Annotated in this window: 23 protein-coding genes; 11 read left to right on the top strand and 12 right to left on the bottom strand. The window is 31.3% G+C overall.

Annotated elements, in window-relative coordinates:
* Positions 1-13: 13 nt before the first annotated feature.
* The 8 genes from fabG to H0I32_RS00390 form a co-directional block, all read right to left on the bottom strand.
* Positions 14-760 carry a 3-oxoacyl-[acyl-carrier-protein] reductase gene (gene fabG / locus H0I32_RS00355; RefSeq protein ID WP_173589080.1) on the bottom strand — a complete coding sequence of 249 codons (747 nt, stop codon included), beginning with the start codon at positions 758-760 and terminating at the stop codon, positions 14-16.
* A 118-nt stretch (positions 761-878) separates the two neighbouring features.
* Complete coding sequence (sucD, locus tag H0I32_RS00360; RefSeq protein ID WP_173589079.1) at positions 879-1,751, bottom strand: succinate--CoA ligase subunit alpha; 873 nt, start codon at positions 1,749-1,751, stop codon at positions 879-881.
* A 182-nt stretch (positions 1,752-1,933) separates the two neighbouring features.
* Entirely contained in the window at positions 1,934-2,869 is a 936-nt protein-coding gene (locus H0I32_RS00365; protein ID WP_173589078.1) for a UDP-3-O-(3-hydroxymyristoyl)glucosamine N-acyltransferase, read from the bottom strand.
* A gap of 74 nt (positions 2,870-2,943) precedes the next feature.
* Positions 2,944-3,510, bottom strand: a complete 567-nt coding sequence (efp, locus tag H0I32_RS00370) for an elongation factor P (RefSeq protein ID WP_173589077.1) — start codon at positions 3,508-3,510, stop codon at positions 2,944-2,946.
* A gap of 49 nt (positions 3,511-3,559) precedes the next feature.
* On the bottom strand, positions 3,560-4,345 hold the full coding sequence (lpxA, locus tag H0I32_RS00375; protein ID WP_173589076.1) for an acyl-ACP--UDP-N-acetylglucosamine O-acyltransferase: 786 nt from the start codon (positions 4,343-4,345) through the stop codon (positions 3,560-3,562).
* 105 nt (positions 4,346-4,450) lie between these two features.
* On the bottom strand, positions 4,451-5,857 hold the full coding sequence (locus H0I32_RS00380; RefSeq protein WP_173589075.1) for a bifunctional UDP-3-O-[3-hydroxymyristoyl] N-acetylglucosamine deacetylase/3-hydroxyacyl-ACP dehydratase: 1,407 nt from the start codon (positions 5,855-5,857) through the stop codon (positions 4,451-4,453).
* Positions 5,844-6,872 carry a UDP-3-O-(3-hydroxymyristoyl)glucosamine N-acyltransferase gene (gene lpxD, locus H0I32_RS00385; RefSeq protein WP_173589074.1) on the bottom strand — a complete coding sequence of 343 codons (1,029 nt, stop codon included), beginning with the start codon at positions 6,870-6,872 and terminating at the stop codon, positions 5,844-5,846. Before lpxD ends, H0I32_RS00380 begins: the two co-directional genes overlap by 14 nt.
* Positions 6,873-6,923: 51 nt before the next feature.
* A complete protein-coding gene (locus tag H0I32_RS00390; RefSeq protein ID WP_173589073.1) occupies positions 6,924-8,153 on the bottom strand; it encodes an HD domain-containing protein in 1,230 nt (409 codons plus the stop codon).
* Positions 8,154-8,197: 44 nt separating this feature from the next.
* On the opposite strand from H0I32_RS00390, the gene H0I32_RS00395 reads away from it, so the two are divergent.
* From H0I32_RS00395 to H0I32_RS00430, 8 genes are all read left to right on the top strand, one after another.
* Entirely contained in the window at positions 8,198-9,745 is a 1,548-nt protein-coding gene (locus H0I32_RS00395; RefSeq protein ID WP_173589072.1) for a bifunctional response regulator/alkaline phosphatase family protein, read from the top strand.
* 142 nt (positions 9,746-9,887) lie between these two features.
* Positions 9,888-10,316, top strand: coding sequence for a tRNA (adenosine(37)-N6)-threonylcarbamoyltransferase complex ATPase subunit type 1 TsaE (tsaE, locus tag H0I32_RS00400; protein WP_218841337.1), 429 nt, complete (start codon positions 9,888-9,890; stop codon positions 10,314-10,316).
* Positions 10,317-10,593: 277 nt separating this feature from the next.
* A complete protein-coding gene (locus H0I32_RS00405) occupies positions 10,594-11,148 on the top strand; it encodes a hypothetical protein (RefSeq protein ID WP_218841336.1) in 555 nt (184 codons plus the stop codon).
* Between the two features lie 99 nt (positions 11,149-11,247).
* A complete protein-coding gene (locus H0I32_RS00410) occupies positions 11,248-12,447 on the top strand; it encodes an alanine dehydrogenase (protein ID WP_173589071.1) in 1,200 nt (399 codons plus the stop codon).
* 106 nt (positions 12,448-12,553) lie between these two features.
* On the top strand, positions 12,554-12,931 hold the full coding sequence (locus H0I32_RS00415) for a hypothetical protein (protein WP_179313079.1): 378 nt from the start codon (positions 12,554-12,556) through the stop codon (positions 12,929-12,931).
* Between the two features lie 78 nt (positions 12,932-13,009).
* Complete coding sequence (locus H0I32_RS00420) at positions 13,010-14,029, top strand: NAD-dependent epimerase (RefSeq protein WP_173589069.1); 1,020 nt, start codon at positions 13,010-13,012, stop codon at positions 14,027-14,029.
* A 125-nt stretch (positions 14,030-14,154) separates the two neighbouring features.
* Complete coding sequence (locus H0I32_RS00425) at positions 14,155-15,534, top strand: nucleotide sugar dehydrogenase (protein WP_179313078.1); 1,380 nt, start codon at positions 14,155-14,157, stop codon at positions 15,532-15,534.
* A 220-nt stretch (positions 15,535-15,754) separates the two neighbouring features.
* A complete protein-coding gene (locus tag H0I32_RS00430) occupies positions 15,755-16,873 on the top strand; it encodes a DegT/DnrJ/EryC1/StrS family aminotransferase (protein WP_179313077.1) in 1,119 nt (372 codons plus the stop codon).
* A 46-nt stretch (positions 16,874-16,919) separates the two neighbouring features.
* On the opposite strand, the gene H0I32_RS00435 is transcribed toward H0I32_RS00430, so the two are convergent.
* A complete protein-coding gene (locus H0I32_RS00435) occupies positions 16,920-18,092 on the bottom strand; it encodes a proline dehydrogenase family protein (RefSeq protein WP_179313076.1) in 1,173 nt (390 codons plus the stop codon).
* Between the two features lie 102 nt (positions 18,093-18,194).
* On the opposite strand from H0I32_RS00435, the gene aroB reads away from it, so the two are divergent.
* The gene (gene aroB / locus H0I32_RS00440; RefSeq protein ID WP_173589065.1) at positions 18,195-19,265 is read left to right on the top strand and encodes a 3-dehydroquinate synthase; all 1,071 of its coding nucleotides are present in this window, start codon (positions 18,195-18,197) and stop codon (positions 19,263-19,265) included.
* Here aroB and H0I32_RS00445 read toward each other — a convergent pair.
* The 3 genes from H0I32_RS00445 to H0I32_RS00455 all read right to left on the bottom strand — a co-directional run bounded on the left by H0I32_RS00445 (position 19,262) and on the right by H0I32_RS00455 (position 21,542).
* The gene (locus H0I32_RS00445; protein WP_173589064.1) at positions 19,262-19,774 is read right to left on the bottom strand and encodes a DinB family protein; all 513 of its coding nucleotides are present in this window, start codon (positions 19,772-19,774) and stop codon (positions 19,262-19,264) included. The two genes, aroB and H0I32_RS00445, sit on opposite strands and share 4 nt — an antisense overlap.
* 71 nt (positions 19,775-19,845) lie before the next feature.
* The gene (locus tag H0I32_RS00450) at positions 19,846-20,325 is read right to left on the bottom strand and encodes an Lrp/AsnC family transcriptional regulator (protein ID WP_173589063.1); all 480 of its coding nucleotides are present in this window, start codon (positions 20,323-20,325) and stop codon (positions 19,846-19,848) included.
* Between the two features lie 74 nt (positions 20,326-20,399).
* A complete protein-coding gene (locus tag H0I32_RS00455) occupies positions 20,400-21,542 on the bottom strand; it encodes a M14 metallopeptidase family protein (protein ID WP_179313075.1) in 1,143 nt (380 codons plus the stop codon).
* 303 nt (positions 21,543-21,845) lie between these two features.
* On the opposite strand from H0I32_RS00455, the gene H0I32_RS00460 reads away from it, so the two are divergent.
* Together H0I32_RS00460 and H0I32_RS00465 are read left to right on the top strand one after the other, a co-directional pair.
* Complete coding sequence (locus H0I32_RS00460; RefSeq protein WP_179313074.1) at positions 21,846-22,262, top strand: helix-turn-helix domain-containing protein; 417 nt, start codon at positions 21,846-21,848, stop codon at positions 22,260-22,262.
* A gap of 40 nt (positions 22,263-22,302) precedes the next feature.
* Positions 22,303-22,692 (top strand): hypothetical protein, encoded by a 390-nt coding sequence (locus H0I32_RS00465; RefSeq protein WP_179313073.1) that lies wholly within the window; start codon positions 22,303-22,305, stop codon positions 22,690-22,692.
* Positions 22,693-22,705: the final 13 nt, after the last annotated feature.

The following is a 22,705-nucleotide window of genomic DNA, read 5'->3' on the forward strand; positions in this document are numbered from 1 at the left end:
TAAGTTGATTTTATTAAGTCAACATTCCACCATCAACATTAAGTGTTTGTCCTGTAACATAAGCACTTAAATCACTTGCTAAAAACACACAAGCATTAGCAATATCTTCAGGAGTTCCTCCTCGTTTTAAAGGAATTGCATTTCTCCAACCTTTCACCGTTTCTTCATCAAGTTTTGCTGTCATTTCTGTTTCAATAAAACCTGGAGCGATAACGTTACTTCTAATATTACGAGATCCTAATTCTAAAGCTACAGACTTAGAAAAACCAATAATTCCGGCTTTTGAAGCTGCATAATTTGTTTGTCCGGCATTACCTTTTACACCAACAACAGAACTCATATTAATAATAGAACCTTTACGTTGCTTAAGCATAGTACGTTGTACGGCTTTTGTCATGTTAAAAACAGACTTAAGGTTTACTTCGATTACTTTATCAAAATCAGCTTCACCCATTCGCATTAACAAGTTATCCTTTGTGATACCTGCGTTATTCACTAAAATATCAATAGCACCAAATTCAGCTAATACTTCTTCAGCTAATTTTTGAGATTCATCAAAATTAGCTGCGTTACTTTGGTAACCTTTAGCTTTTACACCTAAAGTATTTAATTCTTTTTCTAGTTCATTTGCTGCTTCTACAGAAGAGCTGTATGTAAATGCTACATTTGCACCATGTTGAGCAAAAACTTCAGCAATACCTTTTCCGATACCACGACTTGCTCCGGTTATTATAGCTGTTTTTCCTTCTAATAATTTCATAATAAGTAAATAGTTAGTTGTATAGATATTATAATCAAATATAATAATTACAAATTGTAAGAATAAAAAAAACCTCACAATATTTTGTAAGGTTTTTAACAGTTTTATAAGGAAAAGTTTAGCCTAAAACTTCAGCAACTTTCTTTCCTATTTCAGCAGGAGAATCTACAACGTGGATTCCACATTCTGCCATAATTTTCTTTTTAGCTTGAGCAGTATCATCACTACCACCAACAATAGCACCAGCATGTCCCATTGTACGACCAGCAGGAGCAGTTTCACCAGCAATAAAACCAATTACTGGTTTTTTACTTCCACTTGCTTTATACCATTGCGCAGCATCGGCTTCTAATTGACCTCCAATTTCACCAATCATTACAACGGCTTCAGTTTCAGGATCATTAATTAATAATTCTACAGCTTCTTTAGTTGTTGTTCCGATAATTGGATCACCACCAATACCAATTGCTGTTGTAATACCTAAACCTTGTTTTACAACTTGGTCAGCAGCTTCGTAAGTTAAAGTACCTGATTTTGAAACGATACCAACATTACCTTTTTTAAATACAAAACCTGGCATAATACCAACTTTAGCTTCACCAGGTGTAATAACACCAGGACAGTTAGGACCTACTAAACGACAGTCTTTACCTTTAATATAATCTGAAGCTTTAATCATATCTGCAACAGGAATACCTTCTGTAATTGTAATAATTACTTTAATACCTGCATCTGCAGCTTCCATTATAGCATCAGCAGCAAATGCTGGTGGTACAAAAATGATAGTTGTATCTGCTCCAACTTTTTCTACAGCTTCTAAAACTGTATTAAAAACAGGTCTGTCTAAATGTGTTTGACCACCTTTGCCAGGAGTTACACCTCCAACTACATTAGTACCATATTCAATCATTTGTTCTGCGTGAAATGTTCCTTCACTACCAGTAAAACCTTGAACTATAATCTTAGAATTCTTATTAACTAAAACGCTCATTTGCTATTGTGTATTTAAAGTTTTATAATTTTCGTTGTGCAAAAATAAGAGATTTATAACGCAAAAGCGTTCTCTTTTTTATTTTTATTTGTTTGTAGGAACAGAGAATCTGCCTTATTTCTTAAATCAGAATAAATAAAATATTATTTTACTCTATTAATTTTGACTAAGAACAATAATACCTACAAGTTTTTAATCTTTTTTAATATTTCTGGAATCTTTTTCAAATATGCTAAATCCTTAAATGAAACTCTAGCTTCTTGAGCAGGACTTCCAAAATAAGTCTTTCCTTCTTCTGTTGAATGTCCTAAACCAGATTGGGCATATAACACCGTTCCTTTTTTAATAGTAATTCCGCTTTTAACTCCAACCTGTCCCCAAATCGTTACATTATCTTCAACAACAACACAACCAGCAATTCCTGTCTGTGAAGCTATTAAACACTTTTTACCAATTACAGTATCGTGACCAATTTGAATTTGATTATCTAATTTAGAGCCTTCTCCAATAGTTGTATCTCCTGTAACTCCCCTATCTATAGTACAAAGTGCACCGATATCAACATTATTTTCAATAATAACACGACCACCAGATTTTAACTGATCGTAACCTGCTGGTCTGTTTTTATAATAGAAAGCACTTGCTCCTAAAATAGTACCTGCATGTATTGTTACATTATCTCCGATAATAGCATCATCATAAATACTAACATTAGAATGTATAAGACAATTTTTACCGATAGTTACATTATGACCAATAAAACAATTGGGTTGAATTACAGTTCCTTCCCCAATTATTGCATCAGAAGCAATTGCGCTATTTGATGCTTTAAAAGGTTTGAAATGAGCTGTAATTTTATTAAAATCTCTAAATGGATCATCTGAAATTAAAAGTACTTTTCCTTCAGGACAATCTACATCTTTATTGATTAAAACAATAGTTGCGGCAGATTCTAAAGCCTTATCATAATATTTAGGATGATCTACAAAAACGATATCACCTGGTTCTACCACATGAATCTCGTTTATACCAAGAATTTCAAAATTTTCAGAACCTTTAAATTCACAATCAATTAATGTTGCTATTTCTTTTAAGGTGTGTGGCTTTGGGAATTTCATATTTCAATATTAAGTAAGAAAATATCAGTTTTCAGTAATATATAAGCTCCTAAAAACTGATAACTTTTAACAAACTATGCTTTGATACGTTCTTTGTAAGTACCTTTTTCAGTTTCAACTCTAATTTTATCACCTTCATTAATAAATAAAGGCACATTAACTTCTGCACCAGATTCAACCGTAGCAGGTTTAGTTGCATTAGTTGCTGTATTTCCCTTCACTCCTGGCTCTGTTGCTGTTATTTCTAAAATAACAGAAGCTGGTAAATCTACAGAAAGAGGCATATTATCTTCAGTATTGATTTGAATCGTTACAACTTCACCTTCCTTCATTAAGTCAGTTCTGTCTATTGAAGATTCTAACAATCTAATTTGAGTATAATCTGCTTCATTCATAAAATGATAAAATTCACCATCATTATATAAATACTGAAATTTGTGTGTTTCTACTCGTACTTCTTCAATTTTATGACCCGCTGAAAATGTATTATCTAAAACTTTACCTGTAGTAACACTCTTCATTTTTGTTCTCACAAAAGCTGGTCCTTTACCAGGTTTAACATGAAGAAATTCTACAATTTTATAAATATCGTTGTTGTAATTTATACATAATCCGTTTCTAATATCTGATGTACTTGCCATAAAATGTTTTAATTGTTTGTTGTTTATAAGTTGATTCTAAGGTTATTTCTTAATTTGATTTGAAATAACCTTTCATGATTCCACGATGAGAATTCTTGATAAATTGTAGAATTTCATCGCGTTCTGGAGTTGCCTCCATTTCTGCTTCTATTAAATCTGAAGCTTGTGTATTATTATAATTCTTTTGATATAACATTCTGTAAATATCTTGAATCTCTCTTATCTTTTCTGTACTATAACCTCTTCTTCTCAGTCCTACTGAGTTAATACCTACATAAGATAAAGGTTCACGACCTGCTTTTACAAAAGGGGGAACATCTTTACGAACTAAAGATCCACCAGTTACAAAAGCGTGATTTCCGATAGAACAAAACTGATGTACCGCTGTCATACCTGCTAAAACAACATAGTCACCAACATTAATATGTCCTGCTAATGTACTGTTGTTTGAAAATATGCAATTGTTACCCACAATACAATCGTGAGCAATATGACAATATGCCATAATTAAACAATTATCACCAATAACGGTTTTCATTTTATCTGTAGTACCACGATTAATTGTTACACACTCTCTAATGGTAACATTATCACCGATCTCTACAGTGGTATCTTCATCGTTATACTTTAAATCTTGAGGTACTGCTGAAATTACTGCACCTGGAAAAATATTACAATTCTTCCCTATACGAGCACCTTCCATAATCGTTACATTACTTCCAATCCAAGTTCCTTCTCCAATCTTTACGTTATTATGTATTGTTGTAAAAGGCTCTATAACCACATTCTTCGCAATCTTTGCGCCAGGATGTACGTATGCTAACGGTTGGTTCATTTTTCTAATATTTATTTTAATAAAGCGGTAAAAATGTGTTCGCTTTTTAAACGTTACTGAATCTTTAGTTGAGTTAGGAATCAGCTCGGTTCATTTTTCTAATATTTATTTAACTTTAGATATTTGAGCCATCAATTCAGCTTCAGCACATATTTTACCATTTGTATACGCGTAACCTTGCATATGGCAAATACCGCGACGAATTGGAGTTATTAACGAGCACTTAAATATCAAAGTATCTCCAGGAACTACTTTTTGTTTGAATTTAACTTTATCCATTTTCATGAAAAACGTTAAATAATTTTCAGGATCAGGAACTGTACTTAAAACTAAAATCCCACCTGTTTGCGCCATAGCCTCCACTATTAAAACGCCTGGCATTACTGGTGCACCTGGAAAATGTCCTTTAAAAAACTCCTCGTTCATTGTGACATTTTTCATACCAATAACATGGTTCTCTGACAATTCAAAAACCTTATCAATTAACAAGAAAGGTTGTCTGTGAGGCAACATATCCATTATTTGATTTACGTCCATAACAGGAACAGCATTTAAATCAATTTGTGGTACGTTATTTCTTCTTTCGTTTTTTATCAGCTTAGACATTTTTTTAGCAAACTGAGTGTTTACAAAATGTCCTGGTTTATTAGCAATAACCTTACCTCTAATACGTGTACCAATTAATGCTAAATCTCCTAATACATCTAATAACTTATGACGTGCTGCTTCATTTGGATGATGCAAGGTTAAGTTATCTAAAATCCCATTTGGTTTTACCGAAATATTATCTTTATTAAATGCAATTCTTAACTTTTCCATAGTTTCTGGTGATAATTCCTTATCAACATAAACTATTGCATTATTAAGATCTCCACCTTTAATTAAACCATGCTCTAATAGCATTTCAATCTCATGTAAAAAACTAAATGTTCTTGCATTAGCAATATCAGTTTTAAAATCTGATATAACATTTAATGTTGCATTTTGAGTTCCTAAAACCTTAGTTCCAAAATCTACCATAGTAGTAATTTGATAAGAACTAGAAGGCATTAAAATAATCTCACTACCAGATTCTTCATCGGTATATGACACTACTTCAGTAATTTCATACTCTTCTCTAAAAGCATTTTGCTCAACAATACCTGCTGCTTCTATAGCTTCCACAAAGAATTTAGACGAACCATCCATTATAGGAGGTTCTGAAGCATCTAATTCAATAATTGCATTATCAATATCCATACCGACTAAAGCCGCTAAAACATGCTCGCAAGTCTGAATAACAACACCATTTTTCTCCATACAAGTACCACGTTGTGTGCTTGTAACATAATTGGCGTCTGCTTCAATTTTGGGTATTCCTTCTAAATCTATTCGATGAAATACGAATCCTGAATTTTCTGCTCCAGGCTTAAATACTAATTTTACATTTGCACCAGTATGAAGTCCTACACCAGAAAGTGTAACCTCTTTTTCAATGGTTTTTTGTTTCGTTTCCGTTTTAATTATTGCCATCTACTTTTTTTTCTAATTCGTTAATAGTTTTTGCAAGTTTAGGTAAGTTTTTAAAATAAACATAAGATTTATTCCAATCTGTATATCCAAAAGACGGAGAGCCTTGTAAAACTTCGTTGTTTTTTACATTTCTACCGATACCAGATTGCGCTTGTACTTTTACATTATCTCCAATAACCAAATGACCAGCAACACCTACCTGACCACCAATAAGGCAATGTTCTCCGATTTTAGTAGAACCAGCAACACCAGATTGAGCAGCGATGACTGTGTTTTTACCAATTTCTACGTTATGTGCTATTTGTATTTGATTATCTAACTTTACTCCTGTTCTAATAATTGTAGAGCCCATAGTTGCTCTATCTATTGTTGTACCAGCACCAACATCTACATAATCTTCTAAAATTACATTTCCTGTTTGAGGTATTTTAGTATAACCACCATCTTTTGTGGGTGCAAAACCAAAACCATCAGCTCCGATTATAGCACCAGAATTGATAACACAATTTTGTCCTATGATACAATCTGAATAAATCTTAGCTCCAGGATAAATTGTGGAATTGTCTCCAATAGTTACATTATCACCGATAAATGAATGCGGATAAATTTTTACATTTTCTCCAAGTATCACATTTTCTCCTATATAGGCAAACGCTCCTACATATATACTTTCTGAAACTTTTACGGTTTGAGATATATAACTAGGCTGTTCTATACCTGTCTTAAATGATTTTATACGGTCGTAATATTCTAATAATTTTGTAAAACCTTCGTAAGCATCTTCAACCTTTATAAGTGTTGTAGAAATAGGTTTATCTGGCTCAAAGTCAGCATTTACTATAGTAATTGACGCCTCTGTTTTATAAATATATGGTGTGTATTTTAAATTGGATAAAAAAGTTAGAGATCCTTGTGTTCCTTCTTCAATTTTAGAAAGTTTAAAAACTTCAATATTAGGATCACCAACAACTGTTCCTTCTAAAATACCTGCGATTTGTTCTGCTGTAAATTTCAAAAAATTTATTTTAATTGCTCAGTTAGTTTCCGCAAAAATAGAAAAAAAGGATTACATTTTCTTTTTAGGATAACACATATAATATTTAGTGATCGGTTTACTCAGCGCTTTTAGGTTTAATTGGTCTGATGCTTTGATGATATCTTTAATTTTTCCTGACTTAAATAAAATCTTAATCTTCTGAAATTTATTCTCATAAGCTTGATTAACTAGCTTACCTTTAAATACAAAATATTCAGCTTCAGCTTCAGAAATATTAAATTTTTTAATTAATGAATCTGAATACATTTTTAATTCGGACTCATTAATAGGCTTGTTTTTCAACTTTATTTTTAGTAAATTTCTTTCTAAGATCATTTGACAAAGATTACTTAACACAAAATCATCACTGTTTTGCCAATCTTTCATCGCTGCAACAACATCATAATCATCCAATTTTGAGAAAATAGCTAATGTTTCAACATTGAAACTTTCTGCATTAATTTCAGAATCTAGAAAATAAAATAAAGCTTTACTACAATTTAATTTTATACCTTTTGATACTAATTCCTTAGCTCGTTTTAAAATACGTACTAATAATTGTTCTGCCACTACGCCTGTTTTATGAAGATAGACTTGCCAATACATGAAGCCTCTTGCTACTAGAAATTTCTCGACACTTAAAATCCCTTTTTCCTCAAGTACTAATTGATCATTTACAACATTAAGCATTGTAATTAAACGTTCGCTATTAATGTTACCTTCTGCAACACCTGTGTAAAAACTATCGCGTTTTAGGTAATCTGCCCTATCCATGTCTAATTGACTAGAAATTAGTTCGCACATAAATTGTCTAGGGTACTCTTTCTTAAAAATTGAGATGGCTAAAGTTAAACTTCCGTTAAACTCAATATTGAGTTCTTCCATAAATCGAAGCGATATTTCTTCGTGAGAAACACTATCTACAATACTATGTTCCATAGCGTGAGAAAACGGACCATGACCAATATCATGTAAAAGAATTGCTATTAGCAAACCATTTTCTTCTTCATCAGAAATCACAACTCCCTTAAAACGAAGTACATTAACAGCTTTTTGCATTAAATGCATACAACCTAATGCATGATGAAATCGTGTATGATGTGCACCTGGATAAACCAAATAAGATAATCCCATTTGACTAATACGGCGTAATCTCTGAAAATATTTGTGCTGAATGATATCGAATATTAAAGTATTCGGAATCGTAATAAATCCGTAAATTGGATCGTTAAAGATTTTAAGCTTATTATTTGTAGGCAAAATTTTAAAATTCACTAATTATTAGATAACAAATATACCACAACATGATAAATATTCTTTGGGTTGACGATGAAATAGATTTACTTAAGCCTCATATTATTTTTTTAGAGCAAAAAGGTTACCAAGTTACAAAGTGTCAAAGTGGTACTGAAGCTTTAGAAATTATTAACGATACAAATTTTGATATTGTCTTTTTAGATGAAAACATGCCTGGCCTTACGGGTTTAGAGACTTTAAACGAAATAAAAGAGCGCAGAGCCAATTTGCCAATAGTAATGATTACTAAAAGTGAAGAGGAATATATAATGGAAGAAGCTATTGGTAATAAAATTGCCGATTATTTAATAAAACCTGTAAATCCTAATCAGATTTTACTGAGTTTAAAGAAAAATTTAGACCATTCTCGCTTAATTTCAGAAAAGACGACCTCTAATTACCAGCAAGAATTCAGAAAAATTGCCATGGACTTATCTATGGTAAATTCTTATGAAGAATGGGTAGAACTCTATCAAAAACTTGTTTACTGGGAATTACAATTAGAAAGTATTGAAGATATTGGGATGACAGATATTTTAGAGTCTCAAAAAACAGAAGCCAACATGCAGTTTGGTAAATTTATTGAGAAGAATTATGAAGATTGGTTTCAGCCTAAATCTGACTCACCAGTAATGTCTCATAATTTATTTAAAGAAAAAATTGTTCCAGAGCTAAGTGACAAACAACCAACATTATTAGTTGTGATTGATAATTTACGCTATGACCAATGGAAAGCTTTTGAACCTATAGTTAACAACTATTACAAAAAAGCTTCTGAATTAGCCTTTTATAGTATTTTACCAACAGCCACACAATATGCTCGTAATGCTATTTTCTCTGGGTTAATGCCTGCCGATATGGAAAGTTTATTTCCACAATATTGGAAAAATGACACGGACGAAGGTGGTAAAAACATGCATGAAGGTGATTTTTTAAGAGAACAATTAAAACGCTTAGGATTAAGTCATTTAAAGCATGAATATCACAAAATAACCAACTTAAAAGCTGGAAAAAAATTAGTTGAAAATTTCAGATCTTTAAAAGATAATGATCTTAGTGTAATTGTTTATAATTTTGTAGATATGCTATCGCATTCTAAAACAGAAATGGACGTTGTAAAAGAATTAGCATCTAATGATAAAGCATACCGCTCATTAACCGTAAGCTGGTTTAAGAATTCACCTTTATTAGAGATGATTCAATTATCACAACAACTTGGTTTTAAATTAATTTTAACCACAGACCACGGAACAATTAATGTAAAATCACCAACAAAAGTAATTGGAGACAGAGACACAAGTTTAAATCTACGTTACAAAACCGGAAGAAGTTTAACGTATCAAGACAAGGATGTATTAGCTATTAAAAACCCTAAATCTGTTCATCTACCTTCTTTAACAATGAGTAGTTCGTTTATTTTCGCTAAGGGTGATTTATTTTTAGCATATCCAAATAACTTTAATCATTATGTCAGCTACTACAGAAACACCTATCAACACGGTGGAGTCTCTCTAGAGGAAATGATTATTCCTTTTATTGTATTAGATCCTAAATAAAAATATTGACTAATCTCTAATTCAGGATAAAAGGCTAAAAAAAACTTTTAAACGCATAAATTATCGATGAAATACGTTTCAAACTAGGTTTATCCAAAATAATTCATTAGTATTGTATGAATAAATTGGTAATATAAAAACATTGAAAATTATTGAATTCACATATCATTTAAAAGATATCGATAAAATTGCTGTTAATGTTTTAAGTCACTTAAATACAAAAACAGTATTATTTAATGGAGATATGGGAGCTGGAAAAACAACTTTTATCAATGCGCTTTTAAAAGCAATGAAAAGTGAAGATATTGCTACCAGTCCAACATTTTCTATTGTAAATGAGTATAATTTACCTGGTGATAAAGTTTACCATTTTGATTTTTACAGAATAGAATCTATTGAGGAAGCTTACAACTTTGGAATAGAAGATTATTTAACTAGTGAACATTGGTTATTTATGGAATGGTCAGAACGTATTGAAGAATTAATACCTTCAGTTAACCAAACCATTACAATTAGTGACTTACAAGACAATAAAAGATCACTAAAACTAACATTAAACACGAACATTTAACCTTTAAAAAAGCTATGACAGGTCTAAAATTTTAATTTTTTAAGTAATATTCCTACAAAATCAAACGAGAGTTACGGAAAAACCGTAGTTATAAGTACATGATTTTTTGGTTTTTAACATTTTGTCATTTGTAAAAAATTACGAACACTTTTACATTTGAATAAATTAATTAATTAAATCCCTTAAATTATGAAAACTAAAAAAAATCTCGTACTAGCAATTGCTATCTTTGGAGGAGTGTTATTTACTGTACAAGCTACTAACATTATTGACTTAGATGGACAAACAACAAGCCAAATTGACAAAAGAAAACTTAAAATTCTTCCAAACGGATAGAAATATTAGTAATAAAAGCATTATAAGAGGGAGTTTGATTGCTATTACAATAGCATCAACTCCTTTTCTTTTTTATTTATACGAATATGCTCCAGAAGGTGAAATATGGGAAACATGGTTTTTTACTTACAAAAGTGGATTCTATGAAAATGTTCAAATAGGTCTATGGTCTATTTTAATGAAGCTTGTTCCTTTATTGCTTTTATTTTTATGGTTTTTCACATGTAGACACTGGTGGTATCACGCAATATTAGTACCAATAGCAATGTTTTCTTATCAAATATTTGGAGCTATAAATGCTGAATTAATTAATTTTGATGAATCTCAATTATTATACCTTGTCCCATTAATGGCTTTTATAATTCCATCTATTTATTTAATCAGAGCAAAAATGTTTAACAAAATTAACACAGCCGACAAAACACTTTCAGAGCTCGAAGAAGAATTCATGATAAAACCAAAAGGCCTTTGGAGTAAGATTAAGCAGTATTTTTAAAACATTTCTATTTTTCATACACATATACCATTTGAAGTTATACAATTATATAATGCTATTTACTATCTTGCAATAGTAAACTAAAGCCAACAACTTCTAATGAGTATATCATTAACACCATTTACTAGAGCTCAATTATTACCACAAGAAGAAACCTTAGAAATTCTCAAGAAAAAAGGAGAACTCTTTATCGGTATTCCTAAAGAAGCTCATTTTCAAGAACGACGTGTGTGCTTAACACCAGATGCTGTATCTGCCTTAACAGCTAACGGACATCGTGTTTTATTTGAATCTGGAGCAGGTGATGGCGCTAATTTTAAAGATAAGTCATATAGTGAAGCTGGAGCAGAAGTAACCAATGATACAGAAAAGGTATACTCCTGCCCTATTATATTAAAAGTAGAACCACCTTCTTTAGATGAAATAAAGCTTATAAATCCACAAACACTCTTAATTTCTGCCCTTCAAATAAAAACTCAAAATAAAACCTATTTTGAAGCTTTAGCTAAAAAACGAATTACCGCATTAGCTTTTGAATATATAAAAGATGATGATGGCCAATACCCTGCAGTAAGTTCTCTTAGTGAGATTGCAGGAACTGCCTCTATTTTAATTGCATCCGAATTACTCTCTAATGTAAACGGTGGCAATGGTTTAATGATGGGTAATATTAACGGAGTTCCTCCTTCTGAGGTTGTTATTTTAGGCGCTGGTACTGTTGGTGAATTTGCTGCGCGTTCTGCTATCGGCCTAGGTGCAAACGTTAAGATATTTGATAGCTCAATTACAAAACTTAGACGACTTCAAAATAATTTAGGACGCACCGTTTACACATCTACTATGCAACCTAAAAATCTTTTAAAAGCACTGAAACGCTGTGATGTTGCTATTGGAGCTGTTAGAGGAGCTAACCGTGCACCTGTAATTGTCACAGAAAGTATGGTCTCTAATATGAAATCTGGATCAGTAGTTATTGATGTTAGTATAGATATGGGAGGCTGTTTTGAAACTAGCGAAGTAACTTCTCACGATCGACCTACATTTGATTATAATGGAGTAACTCATTATTGTGTACCAAATATCCCTGCTCGATACTCTAGAACTGCTTCAGTTTCCATTAGTAATATCTTCACACCGTACTTATTAGAGATTGGAGAATACGGAGGTATAGAAAATGCGCTTCGATTTGATCGTGGTTTAAAAAATGGGTTGTATTTTTACCACGGAATTTTAACTAATAAATCTGTTGCAGAATGGTTTGGCTTAGAATATACTGATGCCAATTTATTAATTTTCTAGTCTTGAGATATTACACTAAGCGTAGCCGAAGTGTTATTTCTTTATCTGCACATTATCAATATTATTTAACTAAAAAAACTTCTTGCTTTAGCAGGATAAAATTATTATGAAATTTGTACATCGTTTAGGCTATTATCTTGGTGGCTTTGGTATAGGATTAATACTACTTTTATTTTTTTTGAATGGAAAAGATGCGTCTTGTGATTATGGGCCAAATGCTAGAACTGTAAAAAACATTAGCTCTAAACCTTTTCAATATTCTAATAAAGCTTCCAACTTTATATCAAAACAAACATTAGATTCTACTACCATTTTCAACTTAGTAAAATATGGAAGCGTTGACTTTTCAAAGAGTAAAACAGAAATAGATTCTTGTAAAATATATTTAATAGAAAATAGTTATAAGAAACGTGACTTAGAATTACAAGTTAAGAATTGTGATTCAATTGTTACTATTCTCGATATTATTTATACGAACAACTAATAATAAAATGAAATTAATGGCTTTAAAATTTAGAGATTAATATCTAAATTTTGACCTTTGAAAGATTATACGAAATTTATGAAAATATTAGTTACAGGAGCAGCAGGATTTATTGGTTTTTATACTTCTAAAATATTAGTATCTAAAGGACATCAGGTTGTTGGTTTAGATAACCTAAACGACTATTACGATGTCAATCTTAAATACTCAAGATTAAGTGAATTAGGTATAAACAAAAGCGAAGCAGCAGTTTTTAATACTGTTTGTAAAAGTAAATCTCAAGACTTCTCTTTTGTTAGGATGAATCTTGAAGATCGTGAAGAGCTCCCTAAATTATTCAAAAACGAAAAATTTGATATCGTTTGTAATCTAGCAGCTCAAGCAGGTGTTAGATACAGTATTGAAAATCCTGAAACTTATGTAGATTCTAATCTTATAGGTTTTTTAAACATCCTTGAATGCTGCAGAAATTACAAAATTAAGCATTTGGTTTATGCAAGTAGCTCTAGTGTTTACGGAATGAATAAAAAAATACCGTTTTCTACAGATGACAACGTGGATCACCCAATAAGCTTATACGCAGCAACCAAAAAAAGCAACGAACTTATGGCGCACACTTATAGCCATCTGTTTAAAGTCCCAACAACAGGATTAAGATTCTTTACGGTATATGGACCTTGGGGAAGACCAGATATGGCCATGTTTCTGTTTACTGATGCTATTGTAAATAACAGACCTATAAAAGTTTTTAACCATGGTAAAATGGAACGCGATTTCACTTACATAGATGACATTGTAGAAGGCGTTGTTAGAGTTATTGAAAAATCACCAAAAGAAAGAATAGAAGCTAATCAATTTTATAAATTATATAATATTGGTAATAACAACTCTGTAAAATTATTAGATTTCATAAAAGAAATTGAATTAAACTTAGGTAAGGAAGCTATCAAAAATATGATGGAGATGCAACCTGGAGATGTAGAACGCACTTGGGCAGATGTAGATGAATTAATTAAGGATTACAACTACAGCCCCAATACATCAATAAAAGAAGGCGTAAAATCTTTTATAAATTGGTATAAAGACTATTATAATTAATAGTTAAGCATTAAATAAATTATATTTGTATACCAAAATAACACAATACATAATAAAGATCAATTATATAATAAGATAAGTCAAATTCATAGACTGTTGACTTTAATTAAATCACAATTAAAAGCATGAAAGTAACCAAAATTTGTTGTATCGGAGCCGGTTATGTTGGAGGACCAACAATGGCAGTAATAGCAAAAAAGAATCCAAATATCAAAGTAACTATAGTTGATATAAACGAAGAGCGTATTGCTGCTTGGAATGATAAAGATCTATCAAAATTACCAATATACGAACCGGGTTTAGCTGAGATTGTTGAAGAAACTAGAGGGAAAAACTTATTTTTCACTACAGCTATTGATGAAGCTATTGCCGAATCTGAAATGATTTTTATCTCAGTAAACACTCCTACCAAAACATATGGTAAAGGAAAAGGAATGGCTGCCGATTTAAAGTTTGTAGAATTATGTGCTAGAAATATTGCTGACGTTGCAACTACCGACAAAATTGTTGTAGAAAAATCAACACTACCAGTAAGAACAGCTCAAGCTATTAAAAGTATTTTACACAACACTGGAAGTGATGTGAAATTTGAAATCTTATCTAATCCTGAATTTTTAGCAGAAGGAACAGCAATTGAAGATTTGCTAGATCCAGATCGTGTTTTAATTGGTGGCGAATCTAAAGACGCTATTGAAAGCCTAGCAAATGTCTATGGTAGTTGGGTGCCTCAAGAAAGAATATTAAGAACTAATGTTTGGTCTTCTGAGTTATCTAAATTAACTGCTAATGCCTTTTTAGCACAACGTATTTCTTCTATTAATGCCATTTCAGAATTATGTGAGCATACAGAAGCAAATGTAAACGAAGTTGCTAAAGCTATAGGAATGGATTCTAGAATTGGATCTAAATTTTTAAATGCTTCTATCGGATTTGGTGGTTCTTGTTTTCAAAAAGACATATTAAACCTTGTATACATCGCAAGAAGTTATGGTTTAAATCAAGTAGCTGATTATTGGGAACAGGTTATTATTTTAAATGATCACCAAAAACGTCGTTTTTCTGATAATTTAATTAGCACATTATATAATACTGTATCTGGTAAAAAAATTGCAATGTTAGGTTGGGCCTTTAAAAAAGACACCAATGACACAAGAGAATCAGCAGCAATTTACGTTGCAGATCACTTATTAAATGAACAAGCAAATATTGCTGTTTACGATCCTAAAGTAAATGATAAAAAAGTACAAAACGACTTAAATTATCTAGACACAAGAACTAAGAAAGAAAATGCAGACTTAGTAACATCTTTTGACGATCCTTACGAAACTACAAAAGACGCACATGCTATTGCAATTATGACCGAATGGGATGAGTTTAAGACTTACGATTGGAAAAAAATCTATAGTCAAATGAAAAAACCAGCGTTCATTTTTGACGGTAGAAATATCTTAGATAAAACAGAGATGGAAGCTATTGGATTTGAATATTCTTCAATAGGAAAATAAATCTATCCTTTTAAAAATATAAAAATGCACTAAACACTTAAGTTTAGTGCATTTTTGCTTTAAAATAATTCAATTTAATAGCCTTATTTACAATCAACAAATAAATAGCAAATTAATTATATTGTTTTAATTTTGAAAAAAATCCGATTGTACATCAGATTTATTCTATTATACAAACAATTTCCCTCGTAATAAAATAGTTACTTAACAATTTATATTTATGAAACCTAAAATATGGCTTTCGTCACCACATATGAGTGGTAATGAGTTAACATACATCCAAGAAGCTTTTAACTCTAACTGCTTAGCATCTATAGGGCAAAATATAAATGGATTTGAAAATGACTTAGAATCTTATTTAAATAAAGATAAACATATTGCTGCATTAGCTTCTGGCACTTCCGCTATACATTTAAGCTTAATCCTTCTAGATATTGGTTATGAAGATGAAGTTATTTGTCAAACCAACACATTTTCAGCAACAGCAAACCCCATCGTGTATCAAGGAGCAAAACCAATTTTTGTTGATAGTGAAAAAGACACATGGAACATCTGCCCTATTCAATTAGAAATTGCTATTAAAGACAGAATCTCCAAAGGAAAAAAACCTAAAGCCATTATTGCTGTACATTTATATGGTATGCCTTATAAGGTTGATGAAATTAATAAAATAGCCTCAAAATATAATATTCCTATTGTAGAAGATGGTGCAGAATCATTAGGGAGTCTCTATAAAGGTAAACATTGTGGAACTTTAGGTGATTTATCTATATTATCTTTTAACGGAAATAAAATAATAACAACTTCTGGTGGAGGCGCTTTAATTACAAAAACATTAAAACAAAAAGAGAAAGCTATTTTCTTAGCGACACAAGCTAGAGACAATGCGCCATATTATCTACATTCCGAAATAGGCTACAATTACAGAATGTCTAACATCGCTGCGGGTGTTGGCCGTGGACAAATGACGGTGCTCAACAACCATGTTTCAAAGCGAAGAGCTAATTATGATTTATATGTAGATACTTTTAAAACGAATGAGAAAATTACATTTTTAAAAGAACCTGAAGGCTATTTTTCTAACCGATGGCTAACATGCATATTATTAGATTCAGAAAAAACTAAAGAAAATATAAGACTAGCTTTAGAGAAAGAAAACATCGAATCTAGACCATTATGGAAACCTATGCACCAACAACCTGTTTTTAAAAATAGCCCATCATACCTCAATGGAGTTTCAGATGAATTGTTTGAAAAAGGCTTATGCTTACCTAGCGGGTCTAATCTTAAAGACGACGAATTAAAAAGAATTATCTCAACTATAAATAACTGTTTTTAAGAAACTTAAATAACAACACTAAGACTCATAGATTAACTAGACCTAACTACGATTTACGTCTCTTTTTTTCTGCTTTTAATAAGGTTAATTCTCTACTTGTCTGCCCAGAAACCGAAGTGTTTTCTTCTGCTCTTCTTATTAAATAAGGCATCACATCTTTAACTGGTCCAAACGGAATATACTTAGCAACGTTATAACCTTGTGCTGCCAAATTAAAACTTATATGATCGCTCATTCCGTACAATTGTCCAAACCAAACATTATTATCTTGTTTAGATATGTTATGTTTTTCCATAAGATCCATAGCTAAATAACAACTTGCTTCATTATGTGTTCCTATAAAAACAGAGATTACATTTAAGTTATCTAAAATATAATTTAATGTTTCATTAAAATTATCATCAGTTACTTTTTTACTTTCACAAATAGGAGAATCATAACCTTTCTCTAAAGCGCGTTCACGTTCTTTTTCCATATAAGCACCACGAACTATCTTCACTCCTATTTTAAACCCATTTTCAATCGCGTTTTGATGTAATTTTTTTAAATAATCAAAACGATCCCAACGATAGAGCTGTAAAGTATTATAAACAATTGTGGCATCTTTATTATAACGACGCATCATTTCCTCTACTAAATCATCTGCAGCGTCTTGCATCCAGCTTTCTTCGCCATCAATTAAAACTTCTACATCTTTAGATTTTGCTAATTTACAAACGGTATCAAATCTATTAACTATGCGCTCCCATTCAGCTTCTTCATCTGTAGTTAAAGCAACACCTTCTGTTTTCTTTTGGTATAATGCAAAACGCCCAAAACCAGAAGGCTTAAAAACAACGATTGGCATCGCTTCCCTATCATCACAAAAATTAATAATCTTCAGGATTTTTTCTAAAGCATTATCAAACTGATTTTCTTCATCCTTACCTTCAACAGAGTAATCTAAAACAGAACTAACACCTTCCGTGTATAGTTTATCTATAACGGGCAAGCAGTCATCTTCATTAATTCCACCACAAAAATGATCAAAAACAGTGGCTCGTATAAGTTTTTCTACAGGGAGATGCGCTTTTAATGCAAAATTTGTCGCAATAGTTCCAATCCGAACCAATGGTTCTGAAGAAATCATTTTAAATAAAAAATACGCACGATCTAATTCTGAATCAGATTTTAGAGTAAAGGCCGTAGCTGTGTTCTCAAAGAGTGAACGATCTATCATTAGCTTAAAGAATATGTAATGACAAATATATTTAATATTGTTTTACATTTTTTTCTAAAAAGGAAGTATTTTCACATATTATTACTGATTATAATTTTTAATATGAATTCTATTACTACAAAAGACGCCGTTGTATATTTTAACTCTGATGTTTACACAGAACTTAACGGTTATATAAAAACAACTGAACCTTCAAAAATATTTGTTCTAGTTGATACTAACACGCACGATTATTGTCTACCTAAGTTTTTAGAACGCTTAGAAAATGGAGATATCGCCATTGAGGTTATGGAAATGCCAAACGGTGAAGAACATAAAACCATTGATATCTGTACAGGTGTCTGGGAAGCTTTATCTGAATATAACGCAGACCGCAAAAGCTTATTAATCAATTTAGGTGGCGGTGTTGTTACCGATTTAGGTGGCTTTGTTGCCAGCACTTACATGAGAGGTATTCCATACATTAACATTCCTACATCTTTATTGGCCATGGTTGATGCTTCCGTTGGAGGTAAAACAGGTGTAGATTTAGGTGTTTTAAAAAACCAAGTTGGTGTAATTACTGAAGGTAAAATGGTTGGTATAGACACATCATTCTTAGATACATTACCTCCGAACGAAATGGTTTCTGGATTTGCTGAAATGCTAAAACACGGTTTAATTTATGACGAAAAGTATTGGGATACTTTAACGCATCTTGAAAAACTAGATATTTCTGATTTAGATAGTTTAATCCATCAATCGGTGATTATAAAAAATGATGTTGTTACCTCTGACCCTACAGAACAAGGTTTAAGGAAAATATTGAATTTTGGACATACTTTAGGACATGCTATAGAAAGTTATTTTCTTGAAAATGACGAAAAAACAACACTTCTACACGGAGAAGCTATTGCATTAGGTATGATTTTAGAAACTTACCTCTCTACCAAAGTTTGTGGTTTAAGCAATGAAAGCTTAGAAATTATTAATGAAGGCATTCTAAAAACGTTTTCTAAAGTTGAAATTACTAAAGAAGATCAATTACAAATTGTCGAATTATTAAAATACGACAAGAAAAACAGTCATGGTATTGTAAAATTTGTACTTCTTGAAGCTATAGGGCAACCTAAAATAGACTGTGTAGCTACAAATGAATTAATCTCAGAAGCTTTTGAGTATTATAACAATTAAAGATAACGCTCTTTTATAATTAGGTTGTGATGATTTTCATGACCTAATATAATATAACCTAAAGCTCTAACAGAAATAGGAAAACCTGAAGCCTCACCTATAAAAAGTAAATTATCTCCTGTTAATGAATTAAACAAAGTAATAGTAGCTTGTCTTACTGCTTTATACTCTTCAATTAAGCTTTCCATTGAACGGTTTTTAGCAAAACCATGCTCAACATAACCATCTTGTTCAAAACCTGCTAAAGACGTTTTATCACCTCTCGCTATACGTAGTGCTCTATAAGCCAAAATACGTTCTGTATCTATAATATGTAATAACACATCTTTTACAGTCCATTTACCTTCCGCATAAGCATAATCATATTTCTCTTCCGGAATACTATGATAAAAAGAAGCAACTGACTCTAGATGTTGTTTTAATCCCTCTACCAAACTTTCGTATTTATTAACCTTATCTATATAAGGCTGAAAGTAAGCATTGCATTCTGATGTACTAAGTCTATTCATATACCAATTTTACAAAAAAAAAGCCCAAAGTAAAATAAACTAAGGGCTTTTGTTAAAATATATTCTAATGCTTACAATTCATTAAAAATAGTATGCATTAATCGTTTTTTATCATTTAAACTTTCCTCTAAAGAAATCATTGTTTCTGTTCTATAAACACCATCAATATCATCTAACAAAAAGATAATATCTTTAGCGTGCATGGTATCTTTAGCTCTTATTTTACAAAAAATATTGAATTTCCCTGTTGTAATATGTGCTACCGTTACATATGGTATATCAGAAATACGTTCTAAAACAAATTTAGTCTGTGATGTATTTTGAAGAAAAACACCTACATAAGCTATAAATGAATAATCTAGTTTTTGGTAATTTAAGGTTAATGATGAACCCATAATAATACCTGCTTCTTCCATTTTCTTTACACGTACATGTACAGTACCTGCAGAAATCAATAATTTCTTAGCGATATCTGTAAAAGGAATTCGTGTATTATCAATTAACATATCTAGAATCTGGTGATCAACTTCATCTAATTTAAACTTTGCCATAATCATATAATATTTAAAGTAAATGCAAAATTAAGACATTTAAGTTAACGATTGTGCATTTTAAATGAATTATTTTAAGGTTTTAATAAGATTCTTTCATCATTTACCATTACGAAAACGATTTCGGAACCTATATTTAACTCAGAATTACCTGATGTTGTTACAGCACAGCCCTTTGCATCTATTTCTTTGTGACCAAATTTAGTTTTTAAGTCAGAAATAGCATCAACCACAGGAGTAAAATGTAATTCTCTAGAAATCAACACTTCTTTATACTGAATAGCTATATCTACAAGTTCGTTTGAATCAGAATATTTTACATTTCGTATGATAATATCATTGAAACACTTTCCATTTTCAGGAATTAAGAAGTAAGATTCGTAGTTTTTCTGCTTAATTTCATTAATTATCGCATCTAGACCTTTAAGTATTGCTAAAAACATAAATCTTCTCACCTCTTCCCTATCATAATCATCAGCATAATGACCAGCTTCATATAAAAGTGTTGGTACACCAAAGTTTTGAAAAGTATCTCCAACGCAATTCAAATTAAAACCATCATCATAACGCCCTATGCCATTAGGAATTTCGATCTGTAATAGTTTATTAATTTCAGCTATAATAGCCATAGAAGCTTTCCTATTCGCTGTTAGCGTACGTTCTGGATCTTGTGCAGGTGATAAGAATGATAATGTTGCAACCTTATTTGTTTCACCAGCACTAAATAAAGTACGCTGTCCATGTAAATTAAAACAAAAATCAGGTTTTACATCATTATATATTTGACGTAATATCTTACTTTCTGGTTGTGTTAGATCTTGAGCATCCCTATTTAAGTCTACTAAATTAGCATTTAAGCGTGTAAAACGCTCCGCACCATCTGGGTTTAATATAGGAATTACAACCAAAGTACAACGCTCTAAAATTCGTTTAGCAACATCATGATCCGATTCTAAAAGATTAAAACAATCAAAAAGTGCTTTTGTAGATGTAGATTCGTTTCCGTGCATTTGAGACCATAATAAAACTTTAATTGGTCCTTGTCCATATGTTAAACTATAAATTGGTCGCTCTTCAACAGAATAACCAAGTGTCTTCATAATAGGTTTTGATAATTTATCAATACAGGGTTGTATATGTGAATTCGTTACATAACGACCGTGTAATTCTTTAGTTTTTAACTCTAAGTATATACGGTTTAAAAGTTCTAGATTCATAAGGTTATTTTCTTGGTTACAAATGTAATCATTTACTTATTTACAAATGTAAACAATAAAAACCAGCTTTTAAGTTACAACCGTAAACGTGAATTTTAAAAGTAGTTTACTTATAAATCAACATTTCCTATAATAAATAGCCATAACACTATATAGAATATTATTCGTCTTGTTTTCAGTTGTTTACAAGCCTAAACTAAAGTGATTATTTATGCTTAATATATTTAAAACAGGAATAATTTAGGTCATCTAAACTCTAATGTTTACATTTGTACCGCGGCAAACACAATCTAAATGTTTACAATGATAAACTCAACTGAATTCACTAAACGTTTACAAAAAGTAATCGATTTTTATAACGAATCTGCTTCTGGATTTGCTGAAAAAATCGGAGTACAACGCTCTAGCATTTCACATATATTATCTGGAAGAAACAAACCAAGTTTAGACTTTGTTATGAAGATTCTACACGCCTACCCGGAAGTAGAATTATATTGGTTACTGAATGGAAAAGGAAATTTCCCTAATAATCCTAATACACCAGAATTACCAGGGTTAAAAATTTCAGAACCCACAAAGCCTATTAATCAAGAAATAGTTGAGAAACAACAAACAGTAAAACCTGATTCGGTTTCTGTTCCCAGTTCTGAATCGGATTCAGAGATTGAAAAAATAGTTATCTTTTATAAAAATGGAACTTTTAAGAGTTATAACCCTTAATTATAATTTTGCTATTAGTTATCTTTGCCAAAAGATTCTTATGAAGTTACTCTTATCCATATTAGCACTAACACTATTAACAAGCTGCTACTCGACAGCAGAACGCAATTGTTCGGATTTTAAAACTGGTACTTTTGAATTTACCTACACCATAGACGGTATTGAGCAAACAAGCAGATTTAAAAGAACAGAAGACCTAAATATAGATTACCATGAAGGTGTTGAAGATTCATCTTCCGTAAGATGGATTAATGACTGCGAGTTTATTCTAAAAAAACTACACCCTGTTAGTAATGCGGAAAAAGAAGCGATACACATGAAGATTCTCTCTACAACTAAAGATTCATACACTTTTGAATATAAACGCGCTGTAAAAAGAGCTAATAAACCTTCTCGCGTAGAGAAAGGCACAGCAACAAGAATAAAATAGTTGCAAATAACCG

The sequence above is a fragment of the Winogradskyella sp. HaHa_3_26 genome (genome assembly GCF_019278425.1).
Lineage (GTDB): Bacteria > Bacteroidota > Bacteroidia > Flavobacteriales > Flavobacteriaceae > Winogradskyella > Winogradskyella undariae.

Excerpts from the sequence above, each read along its gene's own strand:
- fabG (WP_173589080.1), bottom strand. The coding sequence starts at position 760 with ATGAAATTATTAGAAGGAAAAACAGCTATAATAACCGGAGCAAGTCGT.
- sucD (WP_173589079.1), bottom strand. The coding sequence starts at position 1,751 with ATGAGCGTTTTAGTTAATAAGAATTCTAAGATTATAGTTCAAGGTTTT.
- H0I32_RS00365 (WP_173589078.1), bottom strand. The coding sequence starts at position 2,869 with ATGAAATTCCCAAAGCCACACACCTTAAAAGAAATAGCAACATTAATT.
- efp (WP_173589077.1), bottom strand. The coding sequence starts at position 3,510 with ATGGCAAGTACATCAGATATTAGAAACGGATTATGTATAAATTACAAC.
- lpxA (WP_173589076.1), bottom strand. The coding sequence starts at position 4,345 with ATGAACCAACCGTTAGCATACGTACATCCTGGCGCAAAGATTGCGAAG.
- H0I32_RS00380 (WP_173589075.1), bottom strand. The coding sequence starts at position 5,857 with ATGGCAATAATTAAAACGGAAACGAAACAAAAAACCATTGAAAAAGAG.
- H0I32_RS00395 (WP_173589072.1), top strand. The coding sequence starts at position 8,198 with ATGATAAATATTCTTTGGGTTGACGATGAAATAGATTTACTTAAGCCT.
- H0I32_RS00405 (WP_218841336.1), top strand. The coding sequence starts at position 10,594 with ATGGACAAACAACAAGCCAAATTGACAAAAGAAAACTTAAAATTCTTC.
- H0I32_RS00410 (WP_173589071.1), top strand. The coding sequence starts at position 11,248 with ATGAGTATATCATTAACACCATTTACTAGAGCTCAATTATTACCACAA.
- H0I32_RS00415 (WP_179313079.1), top strand. The coding sequence starts at position 12,554 with ATGAAATTTGTACATCGTTTAGGCTATTATCTTGGTGGCTTTGGTATA.
- H0I32_RS00420 (WP_173589069.1), top strand. The coding sequence starts at position 13,010 with ATGAAAATATTAGTTACAGGAGCAGCAGGATTTATTGGTTTTTATACT.
- H0I32_RS00425 (WP_179313078.1), top strand. The coding sequence starts at position 14,155 with ATGAAAGTAACCAAAATTTGTTGTATCGGAGCCGGTTATGTTGGAGGA.
- H0I32_RS00430 (WP_179313077.1), top strand. The coding sequence starts at position 15,755 with ATGAAACCTAAAATATGGCTTTCGTCACCACATATGAGTGGTAATGAG.
- H0I32_RS00435 (WP_179313076.1), bottom strand. The coding sequence starts at position 18,092 with ATGATAGATCGTTCACTCTTTGAGAACACAGCTACGGCCTTTACTCTA.
- aroB (WP_173589065.1), top strand. The coding sequence starts at position 18,195 with ATGAATTCTATTACTACAAAAGACGCCGTTGTATATTTTAACTCTGAT.
- H0I32_RS00445 (WP_173589064.1), bottom strand. The coding sequence starts at position 19,774 with ATGAATAGACTTAGTACATCAGAATGCAATGCTTACTTTCAGCCTTAT.
- H0I32_RS00450 (WP_173589063.1), bottom strand. The coding sequence starts at position 20,325 with ATGGCAAAGTTTAAATTAGATGAAGTTGATCACCAGATTCTAGATATG.
- H0I32_RS00455 (WP_179313075.1), bottom strand. The coding sequence starts at position 21,542 with ATGAATCTAGAACTTTTAAACCGTATATACTTAGAGTTAAAAACTAAA.
- H0I32_RS00460 (WP_179313074.1), top strand. The coding sequence starts at position 21,846 with ATGATAAACTCAACTGAATTCACTAAACGTTTACAAAAAGTAATCGAT.
- H0I32_RS00465 (WP_179313073.1), top strand. The coding sequence starts at position 22,303 with ATGAAGTTACTCTTATCCATATTAGCACTAACACTATTAACAAGCTGC.